This is a genomic window from Paucilactobacillus suebicus DSM 5007 = KCTC 3549, from assembly GCF_001434475.1.
GTDB lineage: Bacteria > Bacillota > Bacilli > Lactobacillales > Lactobacillaceae > Paucilactobacillus > Paucilactobacillus suebicus.
Map to the genome: position 1 here is coordinate 34,308 of NZ_AZGF01000002.1, position 26,559 is coordinate 60,866.

The 26,559-nt window shown below is 39.8% G+C and carries 22 protein-coding genes and 1 pseudogene; 3 read left to right on the top strand and 20 right to left on the bottom strand.

Annotated elements, in window-relative coordinates; translation table 11 throughout:
- Window positions 1-14: 14 nt before the first annotated feature.
- From gntK to FD16_RS01125, 3 genes are all read left to right on the top strand, one after another.
- Entirely contained in the window at window positions 15-1,562 is a 1,548-nt protein-coding gene (gene gntK, locus FD16_RS01115; protein WP_010621695.1) for a gluconokinase, read from the top strand.
- A gap of 210 nt (window positions 1,563-1,772) precedes the next feature.
- Complete coding sequence (locus FD16_RS01120; RefSeq protein ID WP_010621694.1) at window positions 1,773-2,342, top strand: LOG family protein; 570 nt, start codon at window positions 1,773-1,775, stop codon at window positions 2,340-2,342.
- Between the two features lie 20 nt (window positions 2,343-2,362).
- Window positions 2,363-2,818, top strand: coding sequence for a hypothetical protein (locus tag FD16_RS01125; protein WP_010621693.1), 456 nt, complete (start codon window positions 2,363-2,365; stop codon window positions 2,816-2,818).
- A 52-nt stretch (window positions 2,819-2,870) separates the two neighbouring features.
- Here FD16_RS01125 and FD16_RS01130 read toward each other — a convergent pair whose 3' ends face one another.
- The 20 genes and pseudogenes from FD16_RS01130 to FD16_RS01225 form a co-directional block, all read right to left on the bottom strand.
- The gene (locus FD16_RS01130; protein WP_010621692.1) at window positions 2,871-4,376 is read right to left on the bottom strand and encodes a glutamate--cysteine ligase; all 1,506 of its coding nucleotides are present in this window, start codon (window positions 4,374-4,376) and stop codon (window positions 2,871-2,873) included.
- A 148-nt stretch (window positions 4,377-4,524) separates the two neighbouring features.
- Window positions 4,525-5,145 carry a hydrolase gene (locus FD16_RS01135; RefSeq protein ID WP_010621691.1) on the bottom strand — a complete coding sequence of 207 codons (621 nt, stop codon included), beginning with the start codon at window positions 5,143-5,145 and terminating at the stop codon, window positions 4,525-4,527.
- Between the two features lie 20 nt (window positions 5,146-5,165).
- Window positions 5,166-5,948 carry an alpha/beta hydrolase gene (locus tag FD16_RS01140; protein WP_010621690.1) on the bottom strand — a complete coding sequence of 261 codons (783 nt, stop codon included), beginning with the start codon at window positions 5,946-5,948 and terminating at the stop codon, window positions 5,166-5,168.
- 84 nt (window positions 5,949-6,032) lie between these two features.
- Window positions 6,033-7,223, bottom strand: a complete 1,191-nt coding sequence (locus FD16_RS01145; protein ID WP_010621689.1) for an acyltransferase — start codon at window positions 7,221-7,223, stop codon at window positions 6,033-6,035.
- A 228-nt stretch (window positions 7,224-7,451) separates the two neighbouring features.
- Window positions 7,452-7,697 (bottom strand): YdeI/OmpD-associated family protein, encoded by a 246-nt coding sequence (locus tag FD16_RS01150; RefSeq protein ID WP_010621688.1) that lies wholly within the window; start codon window positions 7,695-7,697, stop codon window positions 7,452-7,454.
- A gap of 14 nt (window positions 7,698-7,711) precedes the next feature.
- Window positions 7,712-9,076, bottom strand: coding sequence for a 23S rRNA (uracil(1939)-C(5))-methyltransferase RlmD (gene rlmD / locus FD16_RS01155; RefSeq protein ID WP_010621687.1), 1,365 nt, complete (start codon window positions 9,074-9,076; stop codon window positions 7,712-7,714).
- Between the two features lie 126 nt (window positions 9,077-9,202).
- Entirely contained in the window at window positions 9,203-10,228 is a 1,026-nt protein-coding gene (locus tag FD16_RS01160) for a diacylglycerol kinase (RefSeq protein ID WP_010621686.1), read from the bottom strand.
- Between the two features lie 21 nt (window positions 10,229-10,249).
- Complete coding sequence (gene gatB, locus FD16_RS01165; protein WP_010621685.1) at window positions 10,250-11,677, bottom strand: Asp-tRNA(Asn)/Glu-tRNA(Gln) amidotransferase subunit GatB; 1,428 nt, start codon at window positions 11,675-11,677, stop codon at window positions 10,250-10,252.
- Complete coding sequence (gatA, locus tag FD16_RS01170) at window positions 11,677-13,146, bottom strand: Asp-tRNA(Asn)/Glu-tRNA(Gln) amidotransferase subunit GatA (RefSeq protein WP_010621684.1); 1,470 nt, start codon at window positions 13,144-13,146, stop codon at window positions 11,677-11,679. The genes gatB and gatA overlap by 1 nt, the downstream gene beginning before the upstream one ends.
- Window positions 13,146-13,457 (bottom strand): Asp-tRNA(Asn)/Glu-tRNA(Gln) amidotransferase subunit GatC, encoded by a 312-nt coding sequence (gene gatC / locus FD16_RS01175; RefSeq protein WP_010621683.1) that lies wholly within the window; start codon window positions 13,455-13,457, stop codon window positions 13,146-13,148. Before gatC ends, gatA begins: the two co-directional genes overlap by 1 nt.
- A gap of 331 nt (window positions 13,458-13,788) precedes the next feature.
- Window positions 13,789-14,883, bottom strand: coding sequence for a CamS family sex pheromone protein (locus tag FD16_RS01180; protein ID WP_050899265.1), 1,095 nt, complete (start codon window positions 14,881-14,883; stop codon window positions 13,789-13,791).
- A gap of 32 nt (window positions 14,884-14,915) precedes the next feature.
- Complete coding sequence (gene ligA, locus FD16_RS01185) at window positions 14,916-16,952, bottom strand: NAD-dependent DNA ligase LigA (RefSeq protein WP_010621681.1); 2,037 nt, start codon at window positions 16,950-16,952, stop codon at window positions 14,916-14,918.
- A gap of 314 nt (window positions 16,953-17,266) precedes the next feature.
- Window positions 17,267-19,525, bottom strand: coding sequence for a DNA helicase PcrA (gene pcrA / locus FD16_RS01190; RefSeq protein ID WP_010621680.1), 2,259 nt, complete (start codon window positions 19,523-19,525; stop codon window positions 17,267-17,269).
- A gap of 292 nt (window positions 19,526-19,817) precedes the next feature.
- Window positions 19,818-20,978, bottom strand: a complete 1,161-nt coding sequence (locus tag FD16_RS01195; RefSeq protein WP_010621679.1) for an ATP-grasp domain-containing protein — start codon at window positions 20,976-20,978, stop codon at window positions 19,818-19,820.
- A 20-nt stretch (window positions 20,979-20,998) separates the two neighbouring features.
- On the bottom strand, window positions 20,999-21,574 hold the full coding sequence (locus FD16_RS01200; RefSeq protein WP_010621678.1) for a xanthine phosphoribosyltransferase: 576 nt from the start codon (window positions 21,572-21,574) through the stop codon (window positions 20,999-21,001).
- Between the two features lie 20 nt (window positions 21,575-21,594).
- Window positions 21,595-22,215 (bottom strand): glycoside hydrolase family 73 protein, encoded by a 621-nt coding sequence (locus FD16_RS01205; RefSeq protein WP_010621677.1) that lies wholly within the window; start codon window positions 22,213-22,215, stop codon window positions 21,595-21,597.
- 165 nt (window positions 22,216-22,380) lie between these two features.
- Window positions 22,381-24,380: pseudogene (nagE, locus tag FD16_RS01210) on the bottom strand (N-acetylglucosamine-specific PTS transporter subunit IIBC).
- 380 nt (window positions 24,381-24,760) lie between these two features.
- On the bottom strand, window positions 24,761-25,264 hold the full coding sequence (locus FD16_RS01215; protein WP_010621676.1) for a QueT transporter family protein: 504 nt from the start codon (window positions 25,262-25,264) through the stop codon (window positions 24,761-24,763).
- A gap of 131 nt (window positions 25,265-25,395) precedes the next feature.
- Window positions 25,396-26,151: a 3-oxoacyl-ACP reductase gene (locus FD16_RS01220; RefSeq protein WP_010621675.1), complete on the bottom strand. Its 756-nt coding sequence runs from the start codon at window positions 26,149-26,151 to the stop codon at window positions 25,396-25,398.
- Complete coding sequence (locus tag FD16_RS01225; protein WP_010621674.1) at window positions 26,151-26,375, bottom strand: DUF2829 domain-containing protein; 225 nt, start codon at window positions 26,373-26,375, stop codon at window positions 26,151-26,153. Before FD16_RS01225 ends, FD16_RS01220 begins: the two co-directional genes overlap by 1 nt.
- Between the last annotated feature and the right edge of the window lie 184 nt (window positions 26,376-26,559).

Consider the following 26,559-nt stretch of genomic DNA (forward strand, 5'->3'; position numbering starts at 1 on the left):
CGGGATATATCACAATGGATTACATGATTGGGGTCGACTTAGGAACGACCAGTACAAAAGCTGTACTTTACGACACTGACTGCAACGTACTTGGATACGCTAATAAGCTCTACCCACTCTACCAAGATCAACCCGATATGGCTGAAGAAGATCCAGATGAAATCTTCGATGCTGTTGTTGACGCTTTAACAGAAGTCGTCCGCAAGGCTGATTTAAATACTGGCAAGTTGCGTGGTGTTTCATTTTCTGCTGCAATGCACAGTTTGATTGGTTTGGATAAGAATCACAAACCAATTACCCGTGTTATCACATGGGCCGATAATCGTGCAGAAAAATATGCGAACGCATACAAAGAAAGTGGCGTTGGATTCGAACTGTACAAGAAGACAGGAACCCCAACCCACCCAATGTCACCACTTTATAAGTTAATCTGGCTCAAGAACGAACATAAAGACATTTATGATAATGCAGCATACTGGGTCGGCATTAAGGAATATATCTTCTGGCGTTTATTCGACGTCTTAAAAGAAGAATATTCAATTGCTTCAGCAACTGGTATGTTCAATATCTTTAACCTTGATTGGGACGAACAAGCGTTAAAGGAAACTGGTGTTACTCGCGATCAATTACCTGAACTAGTTGATCCAATGGAACAAGTATCCGGTATGCGCGAACAATATGCCAAGGTGATTGGGATTCCTCAAGACACACCATTTATCATGGGTGCTTCAGATGGAACCTTGTCAAACTTAGGTGTTAACGCCATCGACCCTGGAGTTGTCGCTGTCACAATCGGTACTTCTGGCGCTGTCCGTGTCGTTACTGACAAACCAACAATCGATCCTAAGGGACGTGTTTTCTGTTATGCATTGACAAAGGACAAATGGGTAATCGGCGGACCGGTTAACAACGGAGGTATCGTCTTCCGCTGGGTTCGTGACCAACTATTTGCCCCAGAAAAAATCACTGCTGACATGATGAACATGGATTCATATGATCTGTTAACTCAAATCGCAAAGGAAATTCCTGCTGGATCTGATGGACTACTGTTCCACCCATTCTTAGGTGGCGAGCGTGCCCCAATTTGGGACGCTAACGCCCGTGGTTCATTCTTCGGTTTGACTCGTAATCATACTCGTGCACACATGGTTCGTGCAGCACTTGAAGGAATCGTCTACAACCTTTACACAGTGATGTTGGCCCTTGAAGAAGTTGTCGGTAAGCCTAAGGAAATTATGGCAACCGGTGGCTTTGCTCGTTCAGAGCTCTGGCGTCAAATGTTAGCTGATATTTTTGAAAGCCCAGTTACAATTCCGGATTCTTTCGAAAGTGGCTGTTTAGCTGCCGTAGTTATGGCAATGAAGAGTTTGGGAATGATCGATGATTTATCAGAAATCAAGCGTTTCATTGGTAAGACAAACACTTACCAACCAAACCCAGACAACTTTGAAGTGTACCGTGAATTGGTACCAATCTACATCCGTTTGAGCCGTCAACTTCAAACAGAATATGCAAATATCGCAGATTTCCAGAGAAAGTTTGGATCGAATAACGATAATTAGAGTGTAAAATGAGGCGCCCAGACGCTGTTATATAAGAAGCCCCAGAACATTAACCGATGATCTTACGGTTGATGCTCTGGGGCTTCTTATATAATGAGCGTCTGCATCATTTTACACGTTTCAAAAAATAAAACCTCAAACCCACTCACAAACCACCGATTTTTGTTGTAAAATAGCCATATTACATTTCGAAAAGTGAGTTGATTAGTAGTGGATAAAATGGCTGTATATTGTGGTGCATCAATTGGTAATGATCCCGTTTACCAACAGGCAGGACAGCAACTTGGTCAGTGGCTAGCAGAGAACAACATCGATCTGGTCTACGGTGGTGGTCGGTATGGCTTGATGGGCACCATTGCTAAATCCGTGTTGGATAATCATGGTGTTGTCTGGGGAGTGATCACTAAAGAATTAGAAGATCGTGGTACCATGCTGGAATCAATCACACATATCAAAGTGGTTGAAAACATGGCAGAGCGAAAATTAACAATGATGAATGATGCGCAAGCATTTTTAGCCTTCCCAGGTGGACCCGGAACACTTGAAGAGATCACCGAGGCATTTTCATGGGCTTTGATTGGTGATAATCAGTATCCATGTGCATTTTACAATGTAAATGACTATTATCAGCCACTAGCCGATATGTACGATCGCATGGTTGAACAAGGTTTCTTAGAAGCCGAAGGAAGACAAAAACTGCTATTTTCAGATTCAATCGATGAAATCATGGATTTTATGAGTAAATATGAGCCGCCAATGGTCCGCACATATCATAAATAAATCCAGCGAAAGGGCATAGAATGGGAAAATTTGATAATTTAGCCGCTGCCAGTAACGAGCATCGCAATCAAAATATTATGTTGCTCCGGCAAGGTTTTAACGATGAAAAATACAATACCCTTGAAGATGCTGTCAATGCCACCGGTTTTACTCTAAAAACTGTCACCAGTTGGGCAAAAGATGGCAATATTCCTTTACTTGATAATAATGGTGCCACGGTCGTCACTGTTACTTCCGAAAATTCACGACAAATTAATGCTAAAAATCGCACCAAACATATTAATGATTTATGTGCAATCTACTACGACCAACAGGCAACCACCGTTAGTGCATACGCTGCAAAGATGGGCTATCCAGAAAGCACAGTAACTAACTGGGCAAGGCTTGGTGATGTCCCATTAATCTCAAGCAATGGTAATCCTATTGTACCACTGAATGATACTAATACACCAAGCTGGTATGACACAGAATTTTAATAACTAAAAAATGACCACCAACCTCAATGATGAGATTGGTGGTCATTTCAGATTAATCCTTTTGATGATCCATTGTAAATTCAGGAAATTTTCCTTCTATAAAGTCACGAACACCCCTTGGAAATTCCAGCATGGCTTCGGGTTCAAACGATTCGTGATGCTCATTAACAATCAGCTCAACGTGGTCACTAAGCATTCTGACACGGATTCCCATCACAATCGCTTCTTTTATCAACTGTTGCACGGAATCGCTATATTTATCGGACAGAACTTGAATTGGATGAGCCAGCGTTCTTTGCTTTAAGTAACGGTCATTGGCAACCTTTAGACCATATGTTACCAATGAATCGTCCTCAATGCGTGCTGCTAATTGAGACCCAAGCGTTAATTTAACGTTTTTAAGCCTTTTAGCAGTAATAATAATCGCCGTGGTGTACTTCTTTGGTGCATTCATTGCTTCAGCAAATGCCGCCATATTATTAATGAGTGGTCCCACTGACTTTCTCAACCATTCCGGTCGCTCATTTGGATTACCTAGTGCCATTTCTTGATTTTTCTTGTCAGCATCTGCTAAAGCCGCTGGTAAATCATCTGGAAGTGGTGCACAAATGCTATAGGCAAGAAAGATCTCCAAAAAATCAAGTGTATCATCGCTCACACCAGCTCTTGAAAGAGGATCAAGATCAAATGCTCTGAATTCAAGGTAGCTAACACCTTCATTGAGGATTCGTTTAAAGTCATCCCCCTTACCTTTCATTCTCACAGGTCCGTAGAATTCATGAATCGAATAGAAAGTGCCATCGGCTACATATTTTTCTAATTGGGCAGCCTGACTTTCAAGTGACTCATACGTTATCTTCTCACCAGGATGATTACTATAACCTAAATTACTATTTCTCAAGCTACGTACGGGGTAGTCCAGTTCATCCGGAGCATATTTATTTTCGGACAATGGCGAGGCACCATACAAATAGGTGAACAACCATCGATATAAGACGAAATTCTGTGCTAATTTAAAATACGTTACATTTTTAAAAGCGGCATAGGTTTCGTACTTGTCGTACATAATTTTCTCATACAGGGTTTTAAGTAACTTTTCATTCAAACTATAGTTAATGTGGGTGCCAGCAATAATTTCATGTTCGATCCCATACTTTTTTTCCAAATAATCTCGATAATCTTGGAACCAAGGTCGTGTAAAATCATCATGTGCAAACTTTAGGTCATCTTCATCAAGATGAGGTGGCATACTAAACGGCCATATCCTTTCATCCTCATGCAAATAGCTTTGGACAATTTGTTGAAGCATTCTCAAGTTTTTGACTGTTTCACGACCGCCCTTTGTCGGTTCGGTCACTAATTCTAGCATACTGTCCGTAAAGTCTGATTGTAGATACGGATGAGTCCTCCGGGAACCAAACTCAGTCGGATATGGGTATCGACTAATTTTTCCATCGGTCGTGATTCGATGTTCCTCAACCTCTAGACCAAAAAATCCCTGAAAGAGTTTTTCGGTTAAGTCTAAATCTTTAACTGCTTGAAGAAATTTTTCTACCATTACAACCACCTGAATCATTTTTTATGATACTTTGCTGACATAATTATAACCAAGTTCAGCGCAATTGGGTACAATTTGAGACACTAAACTTACGTAACAACACAAAAAAACCGTCACAAAAAATATTATTTCTTGCGACGGTACTTTTTTAGTAGAACTTAATGAAGATATTTCCCTGAACCATTGTTTTGACGAAATCAGGGACAGTATCATGTCTCTGCCAATCTCGCTGTAGTTCACAGCCAATTTGTGCGACAGTGGTTAATTGTGCGCCGGCCTGTTCAACTCGTCTCAATGCCGTCTCGTGAGCTGCCACCGATGTGCCACCCACTGCATCGACCACTGGATACACTTCAAATCCCTCATTCAATGCATCTAACGTTGGAAAAGCTAAACAGGCTTCCGTCCACAGCGCACCCATGATAAGTTTACGGCGACCAGTTGCCTTAACGGCCTCCTTAAATTCTACATCTTCCCAAGCATTAATCGATGTGCGGTCATAACTGGTTACATTAGGCATCAATTTTTTTAATTTGGGAATTGTGTCTTCGTTTTCACTAGTTTTAACATTCACAGTGGATAAAATGATTGGAACGTTGAAAACATTCATTAACTTAATCAAACTAACTGTATTATCCATCAATGTCGTGCGCCGCATTGAATTAATAGAATTAATTTGCATCGGCTGGTAGTCAATCAATAGAAGCGCTGAATTTTCAGGTGTCAGTAATTGGTCAGTTGCAGGATCTCGACGTGCTTCACTAGTCATAATGTCATCCTCCTTGGATGTTAAGCCAGATAGCGATCTAAAAAGTTTATTGTGTCATCAAAGACTTCCTCAAGATATCCCTTTGCGTGTTGTTGGCCGGTGATCATCCGAACTGTAAACGGCACATTATGATCAGTTAACGCCTGTGCCATTTGTAAAACTCCACTAGTTGGCACAAATTCATCTAATGAGTTCGCCAAATACATTGGCCCGGTTTGATCAGATACCCGAAATACAGGACTCGCTTCATGATACTGATCCGTCTTACCATTAAAATAATTAACAACGAACCACTTGTAGAACCCATCATCCGCACCATTTTGATTAATTTGTGCACTAGCTTGCTGATTAAAATGACTGGTGTCGCCTTCTTTAGCAACCACATTCTGATGTTGTGACAGCCAGTTTTCAATATCGATAATTCCAGACAGTGAAATTGCGGGCATTCCATATTTAATTGCTAGTTCTACGGCCATATTGCCGCCTGCAGAGCCACCAACCGCGGCAAACTTGTCTACAGCAAAATCTTGTTCTTTAATCCACTGGATCAGATTATCCATATCTTGAAGCGGTGCTGGGTAATAGCCGGCCGGTGTGATGCGATAATTTGGAACGATTACCGCATACCCGTGTTCCGCAATTCTCTGTGCCCAGTCGGCATCCTTTTGTTTATCACCACGAAACCAACCACCACCATGAATATCAATCACCATTGACTTAAATTCTTCATCTGGTAAATAAATATCTGCCTTCAGGTCATGATTTGGATCATACGTTACATCAATTTGTTTAATAATTTTCATCTGCACCACCTCCGTTGATGGCATAATTTCATATTTTCAGATAAAAATCAAGTATTTTGCGTAAGCGGTTACAGTGACGTTTGATTATTCAATTTTTTTTAATGGCCATACTAACTTCAATGAATGAAAATGCCACTGTGGTCGTCCAATCAAGAATCCAAATGGCGCAACTTTATAGCAGAACCAAGCTAGCCCAAACGAAATTAAAATTACTAGACCATACTCGATTGGAATTAACATAAAGTATCCCCAATTTGAAAGCTGTAAATGGCTGAGAAGAATTCTCAGTATTAGTAAACCAATTGACTGATTAAGATAAATTCCAAAGCTGACCTTGGCACCATTTTTGACGAACCATTCAATTGGAAGCGGGATACCATTATTACGCCATGCGGCATACTGTTTACCAACCCAAAAAATCGTAATAATCATTAGTACATCGAAAATTTGCATGTATGGTTGATGGGGAGATGTTGCCAGATCATAGTTTAAGCCCAACACATTCATATTGAACTCGCGTAAGTAAAGAATTGTTCCAAATGCTAAAACAATTGCTGTTGGTGCAATGATTTTAATATATTTACTGATAAAGGCATATACGTCTTTGTAATGTAAAGAAACATACGCGCCAAAAATGAAATAAAATTGATATGAAAAAATATTAATGCTAAACGCTCTAAACCAGTATGGTAATGAACTTAAATCAATGTATTGCAACTTGTATTTGATCAGCGCATCAAGACCAACCTGAATCAACAAACTGATCGCCGTAATTCTCAGATGATGGTTGGGCCATTTCTTAAAAATCCAAACAATTCCTGGAAAAATAAGGTACAACTGCATTACCAACAGCATGTAGTACATGTAGAAACGACTACCATGAATGATAACATTTAGATATTGAACAAAAAAATCGGTTGAACTAATTTGTACTTGATCAATTACGGAGAATAATAAAAGAAATATCAAATTCCATGTTAGATACGGCCAGAGACTGCCACTAAACCTTTTACGGTAAAATGTTTTCCAATCGTGACGGTTGAAATAATTAAGTGTCAAAACTAACCCACTCATAAATAAAAAACCGTTGCGACTGTAATGAAACATCAACCTAATATTTTGTAGAGTCGTGCTAGCACTATCCGTTCCGTTCATCGCACTCAAAATAGTGTTAATGGTATGATTCAAAATCACACCAAATATGAAAAATAAGCGCATAAAATCAACTTCATGAAGATATTCTTTCACTGGCTTCTTTAACGTAGTAGTTACCACAATATCCACCTTCCTTTTTTCAAAAATGCATGAATTAATCATGACCGAAAAATTTGAATAATTAAAAGACCGATAATGGTGGAATTTGTGAATCATTATGAACATTTAGGTATTTTTTGTTAAGAATACTAAAAATTTATCATTAACAAAATTCAATTTCATAACCAAACAAGGCCACTACCAACCATCTTAATGATGATTAGCGGTGACCTTGTTTTGTTAAATACTCTATTTTTTTCGTTGATCATAAGCCCGTTTAGACTTATATCCAGCACCTAACACAATTTTCATTTGGTCTAAGTGACATTTCTTGGTTTCATCTGCCTTCGCACCGAACACAAATCGTGCCCATTCACGCTGATAGCCAGGTGTTAAACTATTCAAAAACTGTTGCAATTCTGGATCTCCATCCAACAACTTAATTAATGTTGGAATGTCTTTCTCAAAATCGGCTAGTGTCTTCTTATCTGACATGAATAGTCCTCCAATTATTTACTAAGAACGGTAATGCTTTCAATGTGTGTGGTTTGTGGAAACTGATCAACAGGCTGGATTGGCTTCGTAACGTGATAACCTAACTCAGCAAATCTTTGAATATCCCTTACCAACGTCGATGGATTACAACTCACATAAACAACCTTTTTAGGCTGCATTTCACCAGCAGCAGTGATAAATTCTGGCGCTAGTCCCTTACGTGGTGGATCCACAATAATGACGTCCGGTTTAAGTCCCTTTTCCTGCCATTTGGCCATTTGTGTTTCTGCCTTACCAATAACAAAGTGGGCATTTTCAATATGGTTATTCATGGCATTCAACTTGGCATCCTGAATTGCTTCAGGTACAACTTCGACACCGTAAACATCCTTAGCATGACCGGCAACCGCCAGTGAAATCGTCCCGATACCACAGTATGCATCAATGACTGTCTCACTACCGGTAAGTTCAGCCTGCTCAATGGCTCTCTCGTAAAGTCTTTCAGTCTGTTGTGGATTAACTTGATAAAATGACAGCGGAGAAATAGTAAAAGTCAGACCCAATAATTGGTCCTTAATTGTATCGCTGCCCCACAAAGTCTTATTTTCTTTACCCATTAAAACGTTGGTTTTGTCCGGATTAATATTCTGAACAATACTCTTTACCTCAGGTAACTGCTTAACAATTTCAGCCACAATTTGATCGTGCATTAATAGCTTCTTTGCACGAGTCACAAACACGATCATTAATTCATGGCTGTAGTATCCTCGTCGCACCATGATTGTTTTAACATTACCATGATTCGTTTTTTCATCATATGGTTCAATGTGGTAACGACGTAGCAAGTCACGAACTACAATAATTGCCTTATCGAGTTCTGGATCTTGAATGTAGAAATCTTCAATTGGCACAAGCTCATGACTACCACGCTTGTAAAAACCAGTTTCTAACTGACCTCGAACCATTCTAACAGGTACTTGAGCCTTATTGCGATAATGGTATGGTGTTTCCATCCCCATCGTCTCGTCAACATCGATATCCAAATGTGCTTTTTCCAGCAATTCAACAATCTGATGCTGTTTAAACTTCAGTTGAGCAGAATAAGCTAAATGTTGTAATGGAGCTATGCCAGTCTGTGTATACTGACGATCTTTTTCTTCAACACGATCTGGACTTTTCGTAATTAGCTTAGTCATGCGCCCATATGCAAAATTACGAGCCACCTTTGTTACCGTATATTCAATTTCTTCGCCTGGAAGAGTATTTGTAATGAAGATTGGGAAACTATCAACTTTGACAACTCCCATCCCCTGATATGTCAAATCAATAACTTTGCCACTTAGGGATTCATTCTTATGCACTGGTACGTTAATTTTCAAGTGCTTTCTCCTTTGTTTCTGTTTGAAGTGATAAACGCCAAAGCATATTCTAGCATGTTTTGGCGAAAAATACATAAAAAAGAATGATGACAAACTCTAGCTCATCATCATCCTCAACGCAAATTATCAATTTGTTTCGTTACTGTGATCCTCTTGTTCATCCTCAGGCAAATTCTCAACTTCACGAATGAAGTCTTGCTCAGCCTGTTCAACTTCTGGAGGTAATCCTTGCACCGCATCATCTGGAATTTCATCTAAATTAGCAACCATTCTGATGTGACGGGCCAAATTTTTAAAGGTCATTGGCGCGTCGCCACCATATTCACCATCTAGATTAATCATCATTCGATCATTTGGCGCCTTAGCGACCACTTTGGCAGTCTTACGGTAAATTACCTTAGGATCATTAATATGCTTGCCTCCATTTAAAACAAGCGTCATTAGACGCATCATTTCAAACATGTTGGCAGATTTAACAATAATCATTGTAAATTTACCGTCATCCAGTGAAGCATCTGGCACAATCTGTTCAAATCCACCTACGGAGTTAGTCAGTGCTAACAGTAGCATTGACGCTTCATCATGGAATTCACCGCCATCGTATTTAATGTCCATTTTAACTGGTTTAATCTGAGGCAATAATTCTGCCCCCTTAACCAGGTAAGCTAAGTAGCCAAACAGTGACTTCATCTGCGATGGTACATCGTAAGTGAGCTCTGTGAGCAACCCACCAGCGGCGATATTAATGAAATACTGGTCATTTGCCTTACCAATATCCATCTTGATCGTTTGATTCTTCAAGACAATCTTAGCAGCGCCAACTGGATCTTCACGTGGAATCCGCAATGCTCTGGCGTAGTCATTCGTCGTCCCCGCAGGAATAATTGCCATCATTGGCCGTCGACGCAATCCGGCAATACCATTGACCACTTGATTAATTGTACCGTCGCCACCGGCGGCCACAATTAGATCAAATCCTTCTTTAGCGGCACGGTAGGCTTCATCGCGCGCTGAATTAGGTTCTGGAGTAGTCGCATACGCACTAGACTCATAACCAGCCTGTTCGTATACTGCCAGAATATCAATCATGTCATCCTTAAGGGCTTCACGACCGGATGTCGGATTATAAATTATCCGTGCTCGTTTATGCATTGCTTCTTCCTCCGTTTACCCCTATAGCGCCTTTAATGATGCAATTAATAATTTGTTGACTACTTGCGGGTTAGCTTGACCATGCGTCTGCTTCATAATTTGACCAACTAAATAGCCAATCGCACGATCTTTACCGTTTTTAAAGTCTTCGACAGACTGTTCATTTGCAGCTAATACTTCATCAATCATTGGTTGTAATTTGGCAGGATCAGATAACTGAATCAGGCCCTTATCATTAACAAACTTAACTGGATCCTCACCCTTAGTAATTGCCTTGAAAACTTTCTTAGCAATTTTTGTCGAGATTGTGCCGTCAGAAATTAACTTAACCATCCCAGCTAGGTTTGCAGGTGTTAAATCAGTGTTTTGCAAATCAACTTGATTATCGTTCAGATAAGCGTTGACGTCACCTTGGAGATAGTTAGAAGCCATCTTAGGATCAGCACCTTGGGCAATAGTCTCTTCAAAGAAGTCTGACATTTCCTTTGTCTGTGTCAAAACCATAGCATCGTAATCAGTCAAGCCAAGATCGTTGATATAACGTTCACGACGCGCACCAGGCATTTCTGGCATTGAATTACCGATCTCATCAATCCAGTCCTGACTGATATTTAAAACGGGTAAATCTGGCTCAGGGAAGTAACGATAATCGTCTGAACCTTCCTTAACACGCATTAAAATGGTTGTGCCGCTGGCTTCATCATAACGACGAGTCTCTTGACCAATGGTACCGCCAGACATCAACACTTGTTGCTGTCTTTGTTCTTCGAAAGCTAAGCCTTTACGAACATAGTTAAATGAGTTTAAGTTTTTCAATTCTGTTTTAGTACCAAACTTATCAGAACCAACGGGACGAATGGAAATGTTGACATCAACACGCATTGATCCTTCTTCCATCTTCACATCAGAAATACCGGTAAACTGGATTCTTTGACGTAAAGCCTCTAAATAGGCATAGGCTTCATCTGGTGAAGCAATTTCTGGCTTTGAAACGATTTCAATCAATGGTGTTCCTTGACGGTTTAAATCCACGTACGAAAAACCGTTAGGGCTGTGAGAGTTTTTACCGGCATCTTCTTCAATATGCATTTCAGCGATACCAATTTTTTTCTTTTTACCATCAACTTCAATTTCAATCCAACCATCATGAGCCATTGGCTTTTCAGATTGTGAAATTTGATAAGCCTTTGGATTATCCGGATAGAAATAGTTTTTCCGGTCAAAATGCTGATGCTGTTCAACTTCGGCATGCAAAGCTAATGCGGCACGGATACCGTCTTCAACAACACCCTTGTTAGTACTTGGCAAAACACCGGGGTAGCCCCAGTCAATAACGTTAGTATTAGCGTTAGGTTCCGAGCCAAATTGGACTGGTGAAGGGCTAAAAATTTTAGAATTAGTCTTCAATTCCACGTGAACTTCTAGTCCGATTGTTGTTTCAAAATTCATTAGTTCTGGCCCCCTAAGTTCGGTGTTTGTTTGTGGAAATCTGTTGTTTGTTCAAATGCATAAGCTGCATTGTACATTGTTTGTTCATCAAATGGCTTACCAATAATTTGTAATCCAACTGGCATATTATCTGAGAAGCCGGCAGGAATTGACATACCTGGTAATCCAGCCATGTTGACTGGTACAGTCAAAACATCGTTCATATACATTGCCTTTGGATCAGTAATGTTTGAACCAATCTTGTAGGCAACTGTTGGGCCGGCAGGACCCATCACTAAATCATGGTCTTCAAAGACCTTTTCAAAATCTTGGCGAATCAATGTTCTAATTTGGCTGGCCTTCTTGAAGTATGCATCATAAAAGCCGGCTGATAATGAGAACGTCCCTAACATAATTCGACGCTTGACTTCGTCGCCAAATCCTTCAGAACGTGACTTAACGTAAACATCTTCAAGGTTTTCAACATCTTGGGCACGAACACCATAACGAATTCCATCGAAACGCTGAAGGTTAGATGATGCCTCTGATGATGAAATAATGTAGTAAGCGGCAACACCATACTGTGTGTTTGGTAAAGATACTTCGTCAACGATGGCACCAAGTGATTCATAATGGTTCAGTGCTTTTTGAATTGCATCCTTAACTCCCTCATCAACACCTTCACCAAGGTATTCCTTAGGGACGGCAATCCGCAAACCCTTAACACTAGTATCGTCATTCAATTGACTAGCAAAGTTAGGAACGGCTTCAGTCGATGAAGTCAGATCATGATCATCATGACCACTGATAATTGAAGTTAACAATGCGTTGTCCTTAACGCTTTGTGTCAACCAACCCACCTGGTCCAAACTAGAACCAAAGGCAATAATACCCCATCGTGAAACACGGCCGTAAGTTGGTTTCATCCCAACAACTCCGTTATATGAAGCTGGGAGTCGAATTGATCCACCAGTATCAGTACCCAGCGCAGCTAAAACTTGTCCAGCCGCAACCGAGGCAGCAGACCCACCCGAAGAGCCACCAGGTACGCGTGTGAGATCCCACGCATTATGGGTTGTTTGATAAGCTGAGTTTTCAGTTGATCCACCCATCGCAAACTCGTCAAGGTTCAACTTACCTGCGGTAATCAAACCTTGAGCTTTTAATTTTTCTATGACAGTGGCGTCATAAATTGGATTGAAATTATCCAATATTTTTGATGCAGCAGTCGTCCGTAGTCCCTTTGTAACAATGTTATCTTTAACACCCAAAGGAATTCCTGCAACTAGTTGATCAGCACTAATGCCTTTTTCGTCAGCTTCTGCTGCCTGCTTTAAGGCCGTTTCTTCATTTAACGTCAAGAAGGCCTCAATCTTATCATCAGTTGACTTAATGTTTTCAAATGTTGACTTGGTTAACTCAGTTGCACTAATTTTTTTGTTAACTAAATCATCATGCAACTGTGTTAAATCGGTGTCGTAATAATTCATTACTCGCCATCCCCACTTTCGTCAATAATTGCTGGTACTTTGATAAATCCATCTTCCGTATCTGGTGCGTTTTTCAATAATTCATCACGTTGATGACTGTTGACTGCTTTATCTTCTCGCATTGCATTGACCTGATCACTTGCTGAAGTCATGGGTTCAACACCGGTTGTATCAACCTTATCGATTGTTTCAAACATATCAATAATGCTTTCCAATTGAGGGGTAAATTTGCTAAGTTGATCGTCACTAAATTCTAGTTTAGCTAATGATGCAACGTGCTTTACTTGTTGTTCGTCGATATGACTCGCCATTATGCTTATAACCTCTTTTCAGATTGTTCATACTTACATCATGTTATTGTATCACATATGCCCTACAAATTATTAGTGATCAATTTAAATTTACGTAATAAACGTTGATGTGATAGCGGATACATGTTTATTGCATTAGATATGCGTGATACAAGTTTTAAATTTTAAGTTCGTCCTCACAATTTTGCTACTCATTTAACTACTTTTCTATTTTGCCACCAATAAATTTCCAGATTACGTAGCTAAATAACCACCGTACTCCAAAATATAGGATTACGGTGGTTATTTAGTTGACGATCATGATTAACAGGTCTGCCTAGTTTTTTTATCTTTAATAGCTATCAAAAACATGACTAGAGAACTTCTTTTGACCTGAATCTCTATATACAAATGCCTGCATATCCGTCGAAGTTTGAATCTTAATGTCTATTGGAATACCGCTCGGCAAGTACTTTTGTGCTGCCGTTGAAATATATTGTGTAAAACTAGAAATTTCAGTTTCACTGTAGAACTGAGTAGTCACAGTGATATGCATTCCTGACAATGTGCCATTTTCGTACTGTGCCTGAGCAGTTACACCGCTCAAGTTAGGGAAGAATGACTGAATTTGGCTCTTAAAGTTAGTGAAATCAGTATTATCCGTCTCGTTCCCACTATTTGTTGATGTGGCATCCGATGCCTTTGGCAATACCTTATTGGTGATGTTAAGTTTCTTCCAAGTGCCAACACTGCTACCATTATTGACACTATATTCAAAGAATGTACCACCAACTAAGCTATCGTCTGATGCTTGCTTATACAAAGCAATCACAATCGGCACATTTTTCAAGGCCTTCTTTTGACGAAGACGTTTAATGACTTTTTGAGCTGCCTGTTGACCATATGACTTCATGGCAGCATCACTAATATTTTGGCTGTATGTTGGACCATTGGTTGTCTTTTTGTAATAATCAACAGAATTCAAACCAATACCAACTGTAATACCGTGAAGCTTAAGATCATTACCATTTTGTTTCATATAATCTTGTTCTTCAATGCTCTGAATGTAAACAGGGTTACGAGTGCCGTTAGTTTTACCCTTTTTAGGATTCAAACCAGTTTTATTACTCTTTGAAACACGTCCCAACCAATTTTCTACAGTGCTCTTTGAAAGATACTGGCCTTCTTGAAAAATATAACTCTTAGTAGAGAATACTTTCTTCGAAATGTTAGTTAAGCCACTTTCAAAACTTTTAACATTAAAAGTATTGTCATTATTTGAAGCTGTGACACCACGAGCTTTACTGGTCTTGTAACGACCATTTTCAATGACTCCCTGATATGTTCCACTTGCTGCACTACCAGTAGTTGTATAGTTGTCTGACTTACTTGATGATTTTGATTTACCACCAAAACTACATGACGATAAAATCATTGCACATGCCATCAGTACAACAGTTATCCGAAACTTTTTTGACTTCACTTTTGGAGATCCTCCTTCATTGCGGTCACAAACTCCTGCTCGTTAATCACATTGACACCTAACGACTGTGCCTTAGTGAGTTTACTGCCTGCATCTGTACCAGCAATGACTAAATTAGTTTTCTTTGACACACTGCCGACTACATCAGCTCCATGCTTTTCCAACCATTCCTGAGCTTCTTTGCGAGTCATTTGCGTTAACTTACCAGTCAATACAATCTTCTGCCCGCTCCACTGACTATCAGTAACAATTTCATCATCTGACAGATAGTCGGTATTTACCCCAGCTGTCTGCAGTTTTTCAATTAATTCGCGTACTTGCTGATTATCAAAATAAGTAGCGACACTGTCACCAATAATAGGTCCAATTGAATCAACTCCTGCAATCTCTTCATTGCTAGCAGTCATAATTGCTTCAATAGTCTTAAAATGTTGAGCGATTAGCCTTCCAGCTTTTGCACCCACATGACGGATGCCTAAACCAAAAAGTAACCTTTCCAATGAATTATGACGGCTATTGTCGATGGCTGTCAATAGATTTTCAGCTGATTTATCACCAAATTTATCTAAAGTTAATAATTCATCTCGAGTTAAGTGGTATAAATCAGAAACATCCTTCACTAATTTCAGAGTAAATAGTTGCTCCACAATCTTTGGACCTAGACCATCGATATTCATCGCATTGCGTGAAGCAAAATGAGCCAGGCCTTCCTTTATTTGCGCCGGACACATTGGGTTGATGCATCTCAGTGCAACTTCTTCATCAAGATGAACTAGTTCCGAACCACATTCTGGACAATGAGTTGGAATAACATATGGTTCACTATTTGGATCTCTCTTCTTTAATTCAACCTGTGAAATTTCAGGAATAATATCACCAGCCTTATGCAGGTAGACAGTATCACCAATTCGTACGTCTTTTTCAATTAAGTAATCCGGATTATGCAGCGAGGCTCTTGCAACCGTTGTGCCAGCAAGCTGCACTGGATCCATGACAGCTGTTGGCGTTACGGTACCAGTTCTACCGACTGTCCACTCTATATCACGTACAATTGTTGCTTCTTCCTCAGGAGGAAATTTATAGGCAATTTCCCATCTAGGAACTTTAACTGTATTGCCAAGTTCTTCTTGCAATGCTAAATCGTTAACCTTTTCAACTATTCCATCAATTCCATATTCCAAATTATTGCGTTGACCAGTATAGCGATCAATGTAGCGCTGAATATCTTGGCGATTCTTTACCACTTGATAATTTGAATTAACTTGAAACCCCAGTTGCTTAAATCTTTCAAGTGCATCGCTCTGGGTCGTCACACCAAGCGTCTGGTATTCTGGAACGTAATAAATAAATGTACTTAACTCCCGTTTTGCCGTTATTTGGGGATCCAACTGTCTTAAGCTACCGGCAGCAGCATTCCTCGGATTTGCAAAAACCGGCAGTCCGTCTGCCTCTCGTTGTGCATTCAACTTGGCAAACGCCTCTTTGGGCATATAGCACTCACCGCGCACCTCAACACTAATCGGTTCCGGTAAACTAGTCGGAATTGATTTGATCATTTTGACATTTTTTGTAATGTCTTCACCAATTTGACCATTACCACGCGTTGACCCTTGAACTAATTTACCATTCTCATAGACCAACGAGATTGCCAAACCATCAATCTTTAATTCTAAGTTATATTCTGGTTGATCAACACCGTTCTTTTCCAGCCGATCATTGAATTCAAATAATTCATCCGTGGAGAATACATCACCCATTGACAGCATTGGTAAATCATGTGGGACTTTTGTCAACTCTGTTTCTCCTAAGCCACCGACCTGCTGCGTCGGTGAATCTGGAGTTTGCAAAGATGGAAATTGCTGTTCAATAGATACTAGGCGAGCATACTGTTGGTCATAAACATAATCCTCAACCGAAGGCTCGTCATTCTGGTAGTATTCCTGCCCCCACTGAACAACTTTAGTTTTAATCTCTTCTGCTTCTTGTCTTGCTTCTTCAATTGTTAGTTGATTAACTGGTCGTTTTTCGTCCATTTTTTCACCTAATTATTGTTTGTTGTATTTTTCCTAATTTGCGCTAACCACGTAATTATCCCTCGTATTGAAAACTAATATCATAAATTCAGCGGTTTTTTGTGCTAACTTGCCGAAACGTGTAAAACAACCCAGATGCTCATCATATAACGTACACATATCATGATCAGTAGTTCGCTGATCACTTTTTACGCTAACTTGCTGAAACGTGTAAAACAACCCAGATGCTCATCATATAACGTACACATATCATGATCAGTAGTTCGCTGATCACGATATGTGTACGTTATATGACAGCATCTACCCGGGTTGTTTTACACTCTCTTTGTAATCGGAGCAAAACTAGCTAATAGTCTCTTCACACCTTGAGATGGGAAAGCTACATCTAGTTCCATGTCATCACCCGTGCCATTTACCTTGACTACAGTCCCCGTACCCCACTTTTTGTGAGATACCTTATCACCAGTACTCCATGATACTTTATCCGCACCAGTACCGGCATTGACTGCCTGTGGCTTAGCTGGTTGATGATTATGTTGTGGCTGCCTATATGTCTGTGCCGTTGCATTACGGTGCGCAAAGGGCACTGATCTGCCGTTAGGCATGCCACCTGCAGTCTCATTTTCTACGTGAATCAAGTCCGGATTAATTTCCTCAACGAATCTTGAAGCCTGGTTATTCTGACGACGGCCGTACAGCATTCGTGCAAATGCATTGGTCATATACAATTTTTGCTTTGCTCTAGTAATACCAACATAAGCCAAACGACGTTCTTCTTCAAGCTCATCGTCTTCCAAAATGGCACGAGACAGCGGGAAAATTCCCTCTTCAAGTCCCATTAAGAACACCACTGGAAATTCCAGACCCTTAGCTGCATGCAATGTCATCAAAGTCACTGCTGGTGCCTGTCCATCAACATCGTCCTGGTCAGAAACAAGCGCTAAATCAGCTAGAAAGTTAACAATCTTATTTGCAGTTGATTCGACTTCGTCATCTTTATGAGCCTCATCATATTCCTTTGTAACCGACTTAAATTCTTCCAAGTTTTCAAGACGTGATTGTGCTTCCAAGCTCTTATCCGCCTTCAGCATTGCTTCATACCCTGACTTTTCAAGGATCTGTTCAGTCAGTTCTGTGATGGATAAATAATCCACCATCGCTGTTAGGTCGGTGATTAGCTGACCAAATGATTCCATTGCGTTACGAGCACGCGAAGTTAAATCATTATTAATGCTAGCATTTTGAGCTGCTTCCAGCATTGACCATCCATGTTCCTGTGCAAACAATGACAACTTGTCTACACTACTTGAACCGATGCCCCGTTTGGGTTCGTTAACAACTCGTTCAAATCCCAGGGAATCATCTGGATTAACCAATAAAGTCAGATAAGCCAGCACGTCCTGAATTTCCTTACGATCGTAGAACTTGTGTCCACCAACCATCGTGTATGGAATATTTGATTTTAGGAACGTTTCTTCAATAACACGAGATTGTGCGTTAGTGCGGTAAAGCACTGCAAAATCATTGTAGTTACGATGATTTTCGCGCATTTCTTTTTGGATTTTTGATACCACAAATCTTGATTCATCGTTTTCACTCTGGGCACGGTAGTACGAGATCTTATCTCCCTCACCATTTTGAGTCCACAATTCCTTTTTCCGGCGATACATATTATTCTCGATAACTTGATTAGCAGCATCCAAAATGGTTTGTGTCGAACGATAATTTTGCTCCAACATAACTGTCTTTGCATCTGGATAATCGTGCTCAAAATCCAAAATATTATTCATGTTAGCGCCACGCCAACCATAAATACTTTGGTCGGCATCCCCTACCACACAAAGATTACGGAAACGTTTAGCCAATAAACTCACTAATTTATACTGTGCATCATTTGTATCTTGATACTCATCGACATGGATATAGTGAAATTTGTTTTGGTAAAAGGCAAGAGTATCCGGATTTTCTTCAAATAATTGAATAGTCATCATAATTAGGTCGTCAAAATCAACAGCCTGATTTTCACGCAACCTTCTTTGATACAACTTGTAGGTATTGGCAACAACCTCTTCAAATGGGCTGTTTGCAGCCTTCGAATAGTCCTCCGGAGTTTGAAGTGCATTTTTAGCGTTTGAAATTGCTGAAAAAAGCGCACGTGGATCAAACTTCTTTGTGTCAATATTTAATTCGGCACACACACGTTTCATTAACGTCCGTTGCTCACTGGTTGCAGCGATTGTGAACGCTCTGTTGTACCCAATTTGTTCAATATCACGTCTCAAAATTCGTACACACAACGCGTGGAAGGTTGAAACCCAAACATCACGAGCACCTTCATCAAGTAGTTTTCCTACTCGTTCACGCATTTCCTTTGCAGCTTTGTTCGTAAACGTAATTGCAAGGATGTTCCAAGGATTGACATCTTTTTCTTCTATCAGATAAGCAATTCGATGAGTCAGAACTCTTGTTTTGCCAGACCCAGCTCCAGCCATCACCAATAGTGGTCCCTCAGTTGAGATCACTGCTTCTTGTTGACGATCGTTCATTCCAGTTAATAATGATTGGCTTGTCACGCTTAATTCAATCCCCTCTAAAATTCAGTCACAGAATATTATAACAAAGACGGTGGTTAATTGGGATTAATTCGCAAACTCGTAAACTAATTTTATCAATCAAAATAGTCAACTTAACTGTCTTCATTGATCTTAAAAAAATTATTACATTTTAATGATGAGCTTCACTGCAGATAATTCTACTTTTATCAAAACGGCGAAAACACAAAAATAGCGTTTTTTAATCAACACTAAAAAAAGCTTCCTCGCTCACCAACTAAAACTGGCTATGCAGGAAGCTTATCTACTATTTTCACGCCTGATCATCCTCATTAGGTTCAGGTTTCTTATTAGTCCATACATCAGTATTATCAATTTGCATCTGCAATTTTTCGATAGTGTCACCAGTTGCAAGAACATATCCAAAACTGTCAGTCTTTTTACGAAGGGTCTCAGAATAAAAATTAAATTGCCAGTTGTCCTTTAACAGCCACTGAGTCTTAATTTCATTCAACTGCTCCTTCTTGATATCCATCAAAATAGCATTCTGTAGCACATTGACCGTTGGAATTGGTAATCCGGCAACAGTTCTCAGTAGCATCGAATACTGATCAATGTTGCTAACAGACCCCAGCACATCCCCCTGGCGTGTCAGCGCAGGGGTAATGGCCTTAACGTATAAGGTGTGTGTGTCAGTAGTGTAAAAACTAATTTCAAATACACCAGTATAGTCTACATTGCCAGCAACTTCCTGCCCAATTCGCTGGATTTCAGTCTCAACATCGGTATTTAAATCAGCTGGAGCCTTAGCTTCAACTAATTTTTCATTTTCATAGTAAGTTTCCACCAACGGGAACATCTCAACTTTGTCAGCATTTTTGGCAATAATCAGAGAGAATTCGCGTGCGCGAGGGATCCACGATTCTAAGACATATGTTCCAGCCGATAAGTAATCAGCAGCTTTAACAATATCAGATTGTCGTTCAATAATCAGTGAGTCTTCACCGAGACCTCTCTGGATAGGATTTAGCATTGCGGGATACCCAATCGAATCAATTGATTGATAAACATCGTCAAGCTGAATGACAGTTACATAAGGTGGAATGTTAACATTAATTTGATCAAGAAATGCGCGTTCCAATAATCGATCTTGCGTAACTTCCAAAATATTTTTACCTTGTGGAATTGCAGTAAACTGCGACAAGTACTCGATTACGTTTTCATGAACACTTGCTGATTCATAAATAACTGCATCGCAACTCTGACCAAATTCCTGCAGTTTATCCTTATCATTCCATGCACCAATAACAGTGTAATCAGCAATCTTAGATAAATCGCGTTCAGCCTCACTATTAATATAAACGCATACCTTGAACCCAGCGTTTTGGGCCGCTTCAGTCAATTTTTTTGTACCGCTACCTAATCCAATAATTCCAATGGTATTACCTGGATACAGAATTTTTTTATTTTCCATTAGTACTTCACCCCGCTAAATTAATCTGTCATAAACTCAACTTTGCCGCCTTCAAGCGACTTAATTCTGGCCAAAGACTCAAGATGAATTCCCTTTTCTTTAATCTTCGCCGCACCAGGTTGGAAACTCTTTTCAATCACAATGCCGACTCCAGCAACCTCAATATTGGCCTGCTCAGCAATATCTAATAATCCAAACACGGCTTGTCCATTCGCTAAAAAGTCATCAATGATAAGCACTCGATCCTCTGAGTCGATATACTTTCTTGAGACCGTAATCTGGTTCTTAGTTTGCTTTGTAAAAGAATAGACGGATGCCTCATACAAGTCGTCAGTCAACGTCAAACTTTGATGCTTTCTTGCAAATATAACTGGCACATGTAGTTGCAGGCCAGTCATCACTGCTGGTGCAATTCCTGATGATTCTACCGTTAAAATTTTGGTGATCTTTTCATCCTGAAAAAGTTGAGCAAATTCCTGCCCTAAACTAAACAAAAAGTCCGTATCGATTTGATGATTCAAAAATTGGTCAACCTTGAGAACATCCCCAGATAAAACTTGTCCTTCTTGTCTAATCTTTTCTTCGAGTGCCTTCATTGCTTCTCTCCCCTAAAAAATTATTGATCATACTTGTCTAGATGATATGTTTCGATAATATCGATCAATTTGCTGGCATAACTTGGATCAGTTGCATATCCTTCTGATTGTAACGCTTTAGCCGCTTCTGTGTAGTTGGTAGACTGAATGACACCCTGGTATGTCGTACCACTATCAAGTAACGCTGCATGAGCATCAATGGAATCGGCCCAACTAGAATACACCTGGAATCGACCTGTAATCACGACCCACTTTCCGTCAACATATTCTCTCGTACTCATTAACTTACTGTTAGTCGTCGACGTGCTTTTGACTCCAAATAAATTATGATACTTCGACGCTAAAGTGGAACCGCCCCAGTCCGATTCAAGAATTGCTTGAGCAATCGTTACCGATGCCAAAACATGATGTTCTTGATCCATTTTTTGCGCTTCAGGTGCAATTTGTTTGATAAACATTGATTTATAATTATTTTGCTTTTCAACAATTATTCGTTGCTTGTAAATCATATCAATTTCATGGGCCCCATAGCCCACTAAAACGAGCACAACTGCGACCATTAGCCATTTGGTGAGGCGTTGTCTGCCACTCCGTGAAAAGATTTTATTCCATTTAAATTTCCGTCTTCTCCGTCGTGCCAAACAATCCACACCCTTCCGTATGGATATTCTACACTGAACTTTACCAAAACAAATCAATTTTAACTAAATTTTACATCAATTTAAGGTTTTCAACTACGTTTGACAGCGCAAAAAAACAGAATTAATCGATATTATTCACAATAAATCAATTAACTCTGTTAAGGATTACTTAATTTTAACTCTTAGTGACAACTGATCATGATTAATTTTGCCAGTTGGTTGGTTAAATTTCAGATAATCAACGTGATCCATGTTTGTGACGATGGTGATCATCGTTGTATCTTTTCCGGCTGTTTTAATGGCATCGAGATCAGCTATTGCCAACAGTTCACCATGATGCACCTTTTGACCATTTTCAACAGCAATTTCAAACGGCGCACCTTTGAGGTCAACAGTATTGATCCCCATGTGTACCAGCACTTGCAATCCGTTATTAGTTTTAATGCCTACAGCGTGTTTAGTTGGAAAAATAGTCATAATTTTACCATCAACCGGTGAAGTGATCTTCCCGTTAGCAGGTTCAATCGCAAATCCATCACCAATTAGTTTCTGTGCAAACGTTGCATCGTTCACATCCTCTAAATCAATCATTTTTCCATCTGCAATACTGTAGAATTCGTCAGTTTCGCCAATGTTAACTTCAGGATCCTGATTAACAGTCGGTTTAACTTCTTTCTTGACAGATTCATTGCTTGTTTGATGATCAGACAGTTTTACATCAATCTTGCCGTCATACACATCTGCCAATGCGTCCGCCACAAATTCAACTTCAGTGCCAACAACTATGTGCACATTGGTATCATCAATAACATTCACACCTGCTGCACCGGCAGAGCGAACGGCCGCCTGATTAACTATCTGCGGATCCTTTAACTGAAGCCTCAGTCTCGTTGTACAATGATCAATCACATTAATATTATCTTTACCGCCGATAGCTACAAAAATCTTTTTGGCCATCGTTGTGTACTTATCGTCTGTATCACTGGTTTCAACTATACCTGTAGCTTCATCTTTCACTGAATCTTCTTCACGGCCTGGTGTCATTAAATTAAATTTACGAATTGCAAAATCAAAACCAAAATAATAAATGAACGCCATGACCACGCCTTGAACCAGTAACATATACGGTTTGTTTGCGATTGGTAAATGTGAGCTCAAAGTAAAGTCAACTAGTCCAGCGCTGAAAGAAAAACCGGCTGTCCAGTGCATCATTGCTGCAAATGCAAGTGAGAGACCAGTGAAAACTGCATGTAAAACGTATAACGGCCAAGCAACAAACATAAACGAGAACTCAAGCGGTTCCGTGACCCCCGTAAAGAATGAAGCAAACGCACCGGCCAACATTAAACTACCAACTTCAGCTTTTTTTCAGGTCGTGCATTGCGATAAATTGCATAGGCACCAGCAGGTAAGCCAAACATCATGACTGGGAAAAATCCGGCCTGATACATACCAGTAACTCCCTTAACACCTTTTCCAGCCCAAAAATTACCGATATCATTAATACCAGCAGTATTAAACCAGAAAACTGCATTTAAAGCTTGATGAAGTCCAGTCGGAATAAGCACCCGGTTGAAAAAGCCATAAAGTCCTGCACCTGCAGCACCCAAGCCAACCATAAACTTGCCAAATGCCACAAGTGCATCATAGAGTGTTGGCCAAACGAACAGTAAAATAACCGTCAGTATCAGCATGACAATTGCTGCCATGATAGGTACTAATCTTTTACCACTAAAAAAAGATAATGCCATTGGCAATTTTGTTTTATGAAATTTATTGTATAAAGCAGCTGCAATTAATCCTGCAATAATACCGATGAACACGTTACTGCTCAGAGTACTAAATGCTGGATCAACTTTTGACGCCTTGATGCCCTCAAGCAACGCAACCGATGACGGGTCTAGCACCTTAATTGGAATTAAATATGCAACCAACCCTGCTAATGCGGCTGCTCCGTCCTGATTCTCCGACATACCAACTGCTAATCCGATCGCAAATAAAATCGACAACGACCCTAAAATAGCATTACCGCCGGCCTGTAAAAACTGAGCCAGCGACCACGATGATGGCATATAATGTCCAATACCAACTAACAGCGCAGCAGCAGGTAGAACAGCAACCGGCAACTGAAGGGATCGGCCCATCCGCTGCAGATAAGTCCTCATAATAAGATATCCTCCTAATTTCTCTTCTAAATTCACACGAGTAATATCTTACCGTCATTGACATGCACATACAAGTATTAAATTATAATTTAAAAATTGGTCTAAGTCTGATAAGCGGCTCTAAATAGGCAATGTAATACATGTTTTACTTAATTTTGTTTTTGAACATATTAATCAAAGTTGATCTATCAGCTTTTTTATTAGACTAGACCAATTTTTGAAAATTTACATAAAATTTCATTATATTTAAAATAGTACTTTAGTTTTACGCTACAGCCGCTATATATTCTGTAACACGAGTAAATAAAAATCCGTTCCACATCGGCAGCATCAACAGCAACCAACGCACAGCGGATTTTATATTCCAACATACATAGATTTTATTTTTTTAAATCGATTCTCTTACTGATCAAGTAAATGATAATACCGCCCACTGTCATCGACAGTAATTCACCTAAACCGATTGTTAACCAACCAGCTAAAAAAGGTGCCTTTGTCATAATATTTAACTCCCAGGCAATGGTAAACATTGATAATGAGACCACAATTGCCGTTAAAACAAACTTAACCAGCATTGACTTGATTGGTTTAGTTAGTAGCATGACGATAATCAACACAATAAAGGTGGATGCAGTACCAATTGGCACATCCAATGTCCAAGTTGGAGACGCAAAGTTAGATAAAAATACGCCTAACGTAACGCCCCACAGATACCGCTTATTAAACAGTACTAGATAGTTAAACATTTCAGCAATTCTAATTTGGACAACGCCAAAACTAAGCGTTGATAAAAACAAAGTAATTACTAAATATAAAGCGGCAACCACCGCAGTTTTTGTAATTCCTCGTACTGAAATACGAGAAGTTTGAACAGAATTTTTCACTGATAATATCTCCTTTGTAGTCCATTGCGGACTAGTAATAACTGCGACCAAAGGTGAAGGAAGTGTCACAGTGTGATCAATTCAGTTTTTGATCAAAAAATTTCAACCACTCATGTCGAGCATATCTTTGATTACTTTTCGGTCCAGCCACCATCAATTGGCACCACGGTACCGTGAATATAATCAGAATGTTCACTGGCTAAGAACAGTGTTAAGTCAGCAACTTCATCCGGCCGTGCCCAGCGCTTAGCCGGTGTTTGATCTGCCACCCATTTGGCCATGTTACCATCATCTGCAAAATCTGCTGCATTCATCGGAGTCTGAATAGCCCCTGGGGCGATGCAATTAGCTCTGATTCCCTGACCTGCATAATCAAGATCCAACTGCTTTGTCATACCAATGATAGCATGTTTAGAGGCAGTGTATGCAATTCCGCCTCCGCCTGCAACCAATCCAGCAATTGAAGCCATATTAACAAAAACACCATGTCCTTGTTCAAGCATCACAGGCAGTACCGTTTTTATTAATAAAAATTGACTGGTTAAATTAGTATCAATGATATTATTCCAGTCTTCAACACTGGTGTCTTGTACATTATGATATCCGTCTAAAACGCCAGCAGTATTGCAAACAATATCGACTTTTGAGCCGAGTCTAATTGCGGCATCAACAGCCTGTTTGGCGGTGTCCTCAAGTCTGACATCCCCAGTCAACAAAATCATCTTATCCGTTTTAATTGATTGATCAAGCAAACCTAAGCCTTCACCGTCTTGGTCAACAGCAACAACATTCGCCCCATGTTTGATAAACTCGCGCACCTGAGACAGGCCAATTCCCGATGCCGCCCCCGTCACGATAACCGTCTGTTCGTTAAAATCATTTAGCATTAATCAGTTACCAACTGCCAATCTTCAGCGAGAATATCACAATCCGTTGGAGACCAAAGACTAAAAGCCTCGTCTTCAGTCTTAATGAGAAAATAAGGATTCAAAACGTCTCCTTCAAATTTGCCCTCTGGTACAAGTTGGATAAATAACTCAGTTCCTTCCCAGCCAGTTCTAACAGCCTTTTTGCCTTGCTTAATGGATGGTAGTACATCTTCAAATGTCATTTATACGTCCTCCTAAATTTAATCATGGTAACAGACTACCACGAACACTTACCAAAAATCCAGCAATCAGTTAATTGTACTGATAATAATACTATCAATTCTTATTTCGATTTAATTAGCATGTCGCTATATTTTTTTTATCGCCATCAAAAAACCGGAAAACATAAATTTCCCGGTTTTAATA

Bases quoted from the DNA above. Each gene is read 5' to 3' on its own strand.
- gntK (WP_010621695.1), top strand. From the start codon at position 15: ATGGATTACATGATTGGGGTCGACTTAGGAACGACCAGTACAAAAGCT.
- FD16_RS01125 (WP_010621693.1), top strand. From the start codon at position 2,363: ATGGGAAAATTTGATAATTTAGCCGCTGCCAGTAACGAGCATCGCAAT.
- FD16_RS01130 (WP_010621692.1), bottom strand. From the start codon at position 4,376: ATGGTAGAAAAATTTCTTCAAGCAGTTAAAGATTTAGACTTAACCGAA.
- FD16_RS01135 (WP_010621691.1), bottom strand. From the start codon at position 5,145: ATGACTAGTGAAGCACGTCGAGATCCTGCAACTGACCAATTACTGACA.
- FD16_RS01140 (WP_010621690.1), bottom strand. From the start codon at position 5,948: ATGAAAATTATTAAACAAATTGATGTAACGTATGATCCAAATCATGAC.
- FD16_RS01150 (WP_010621688.1), bottom strand. From the start codon at position 7,697: ATGTCAGATAAGAAGACACTAGCCGATTTTGAGAAAGACATTCCAACA.
- FD16_RS01160 (WP_010621686.1), bottom strand. From the start codon at position 10,228: ATGCATAAACGAGCACGGATAATTTATAATCCGACATCCGGTCGTGAA.
- gatB (WP_010621685.1), bottom strand. From the start codon at position 11,677: ATGAATTTTGAAACAACAATCGGACTAGAAGTTCACGTGGAATTGAAG.
- gatA (WP_010621684.1), bottom strand. From the start codon at position 13,146: ATGAATTATTACGACACCGATTTAACACAGTTGCATGATGATTTAGTT.
- gatC (WP_010621683.1), bottom strand. From the start codon at position 13,457: ATGGCGAGTCATATCGACGAACAACAAGTAAAGCACGTTGCATCATTA.
- FD16_RS01180 (WP_050899265.1), bottom strand. From the start codon at position 14,883: ATGGCATGTGCAATGATTTTATCGTCATGTAGTTTTGGTGGTAAATCA.
- ligA (WP_010621681.1), bottom strand. From the start codon at position 16,952: ATGGACGAAAAACGACCAGTTAATCAACTAACAATTGAAGAAGCAAGA.
- FD16_RS01195 (WP_010621679.1), bottom strand. From the start codon at position 20,978: ATGGAAAATAAAAAAATTCTGTATCCAGGTAATACCATTGGAATTATT.
- FD16_RS01200 (WP_010621678.1), bottom strand. From the start codon at position 21,574: ATGAAGGCACTCGAAGAAAAGATTAGACAAGAAGGACAAGTTTTATCT.
- FD16_RS01220 (WP_010621675.1), bottom strand. From the start codon at position 26,151: ATGCTAAATGATTTTAACGAACAGACGGTTATCGTGACGGGGGCGGCA.
- FD16_RS01225 (WP_010621674.1), bottom strand. From the start codon at position 26,375: ATGACATTTGAAGATGTACTACCATCCATTAAGCAAGGCAAAAAGGCT.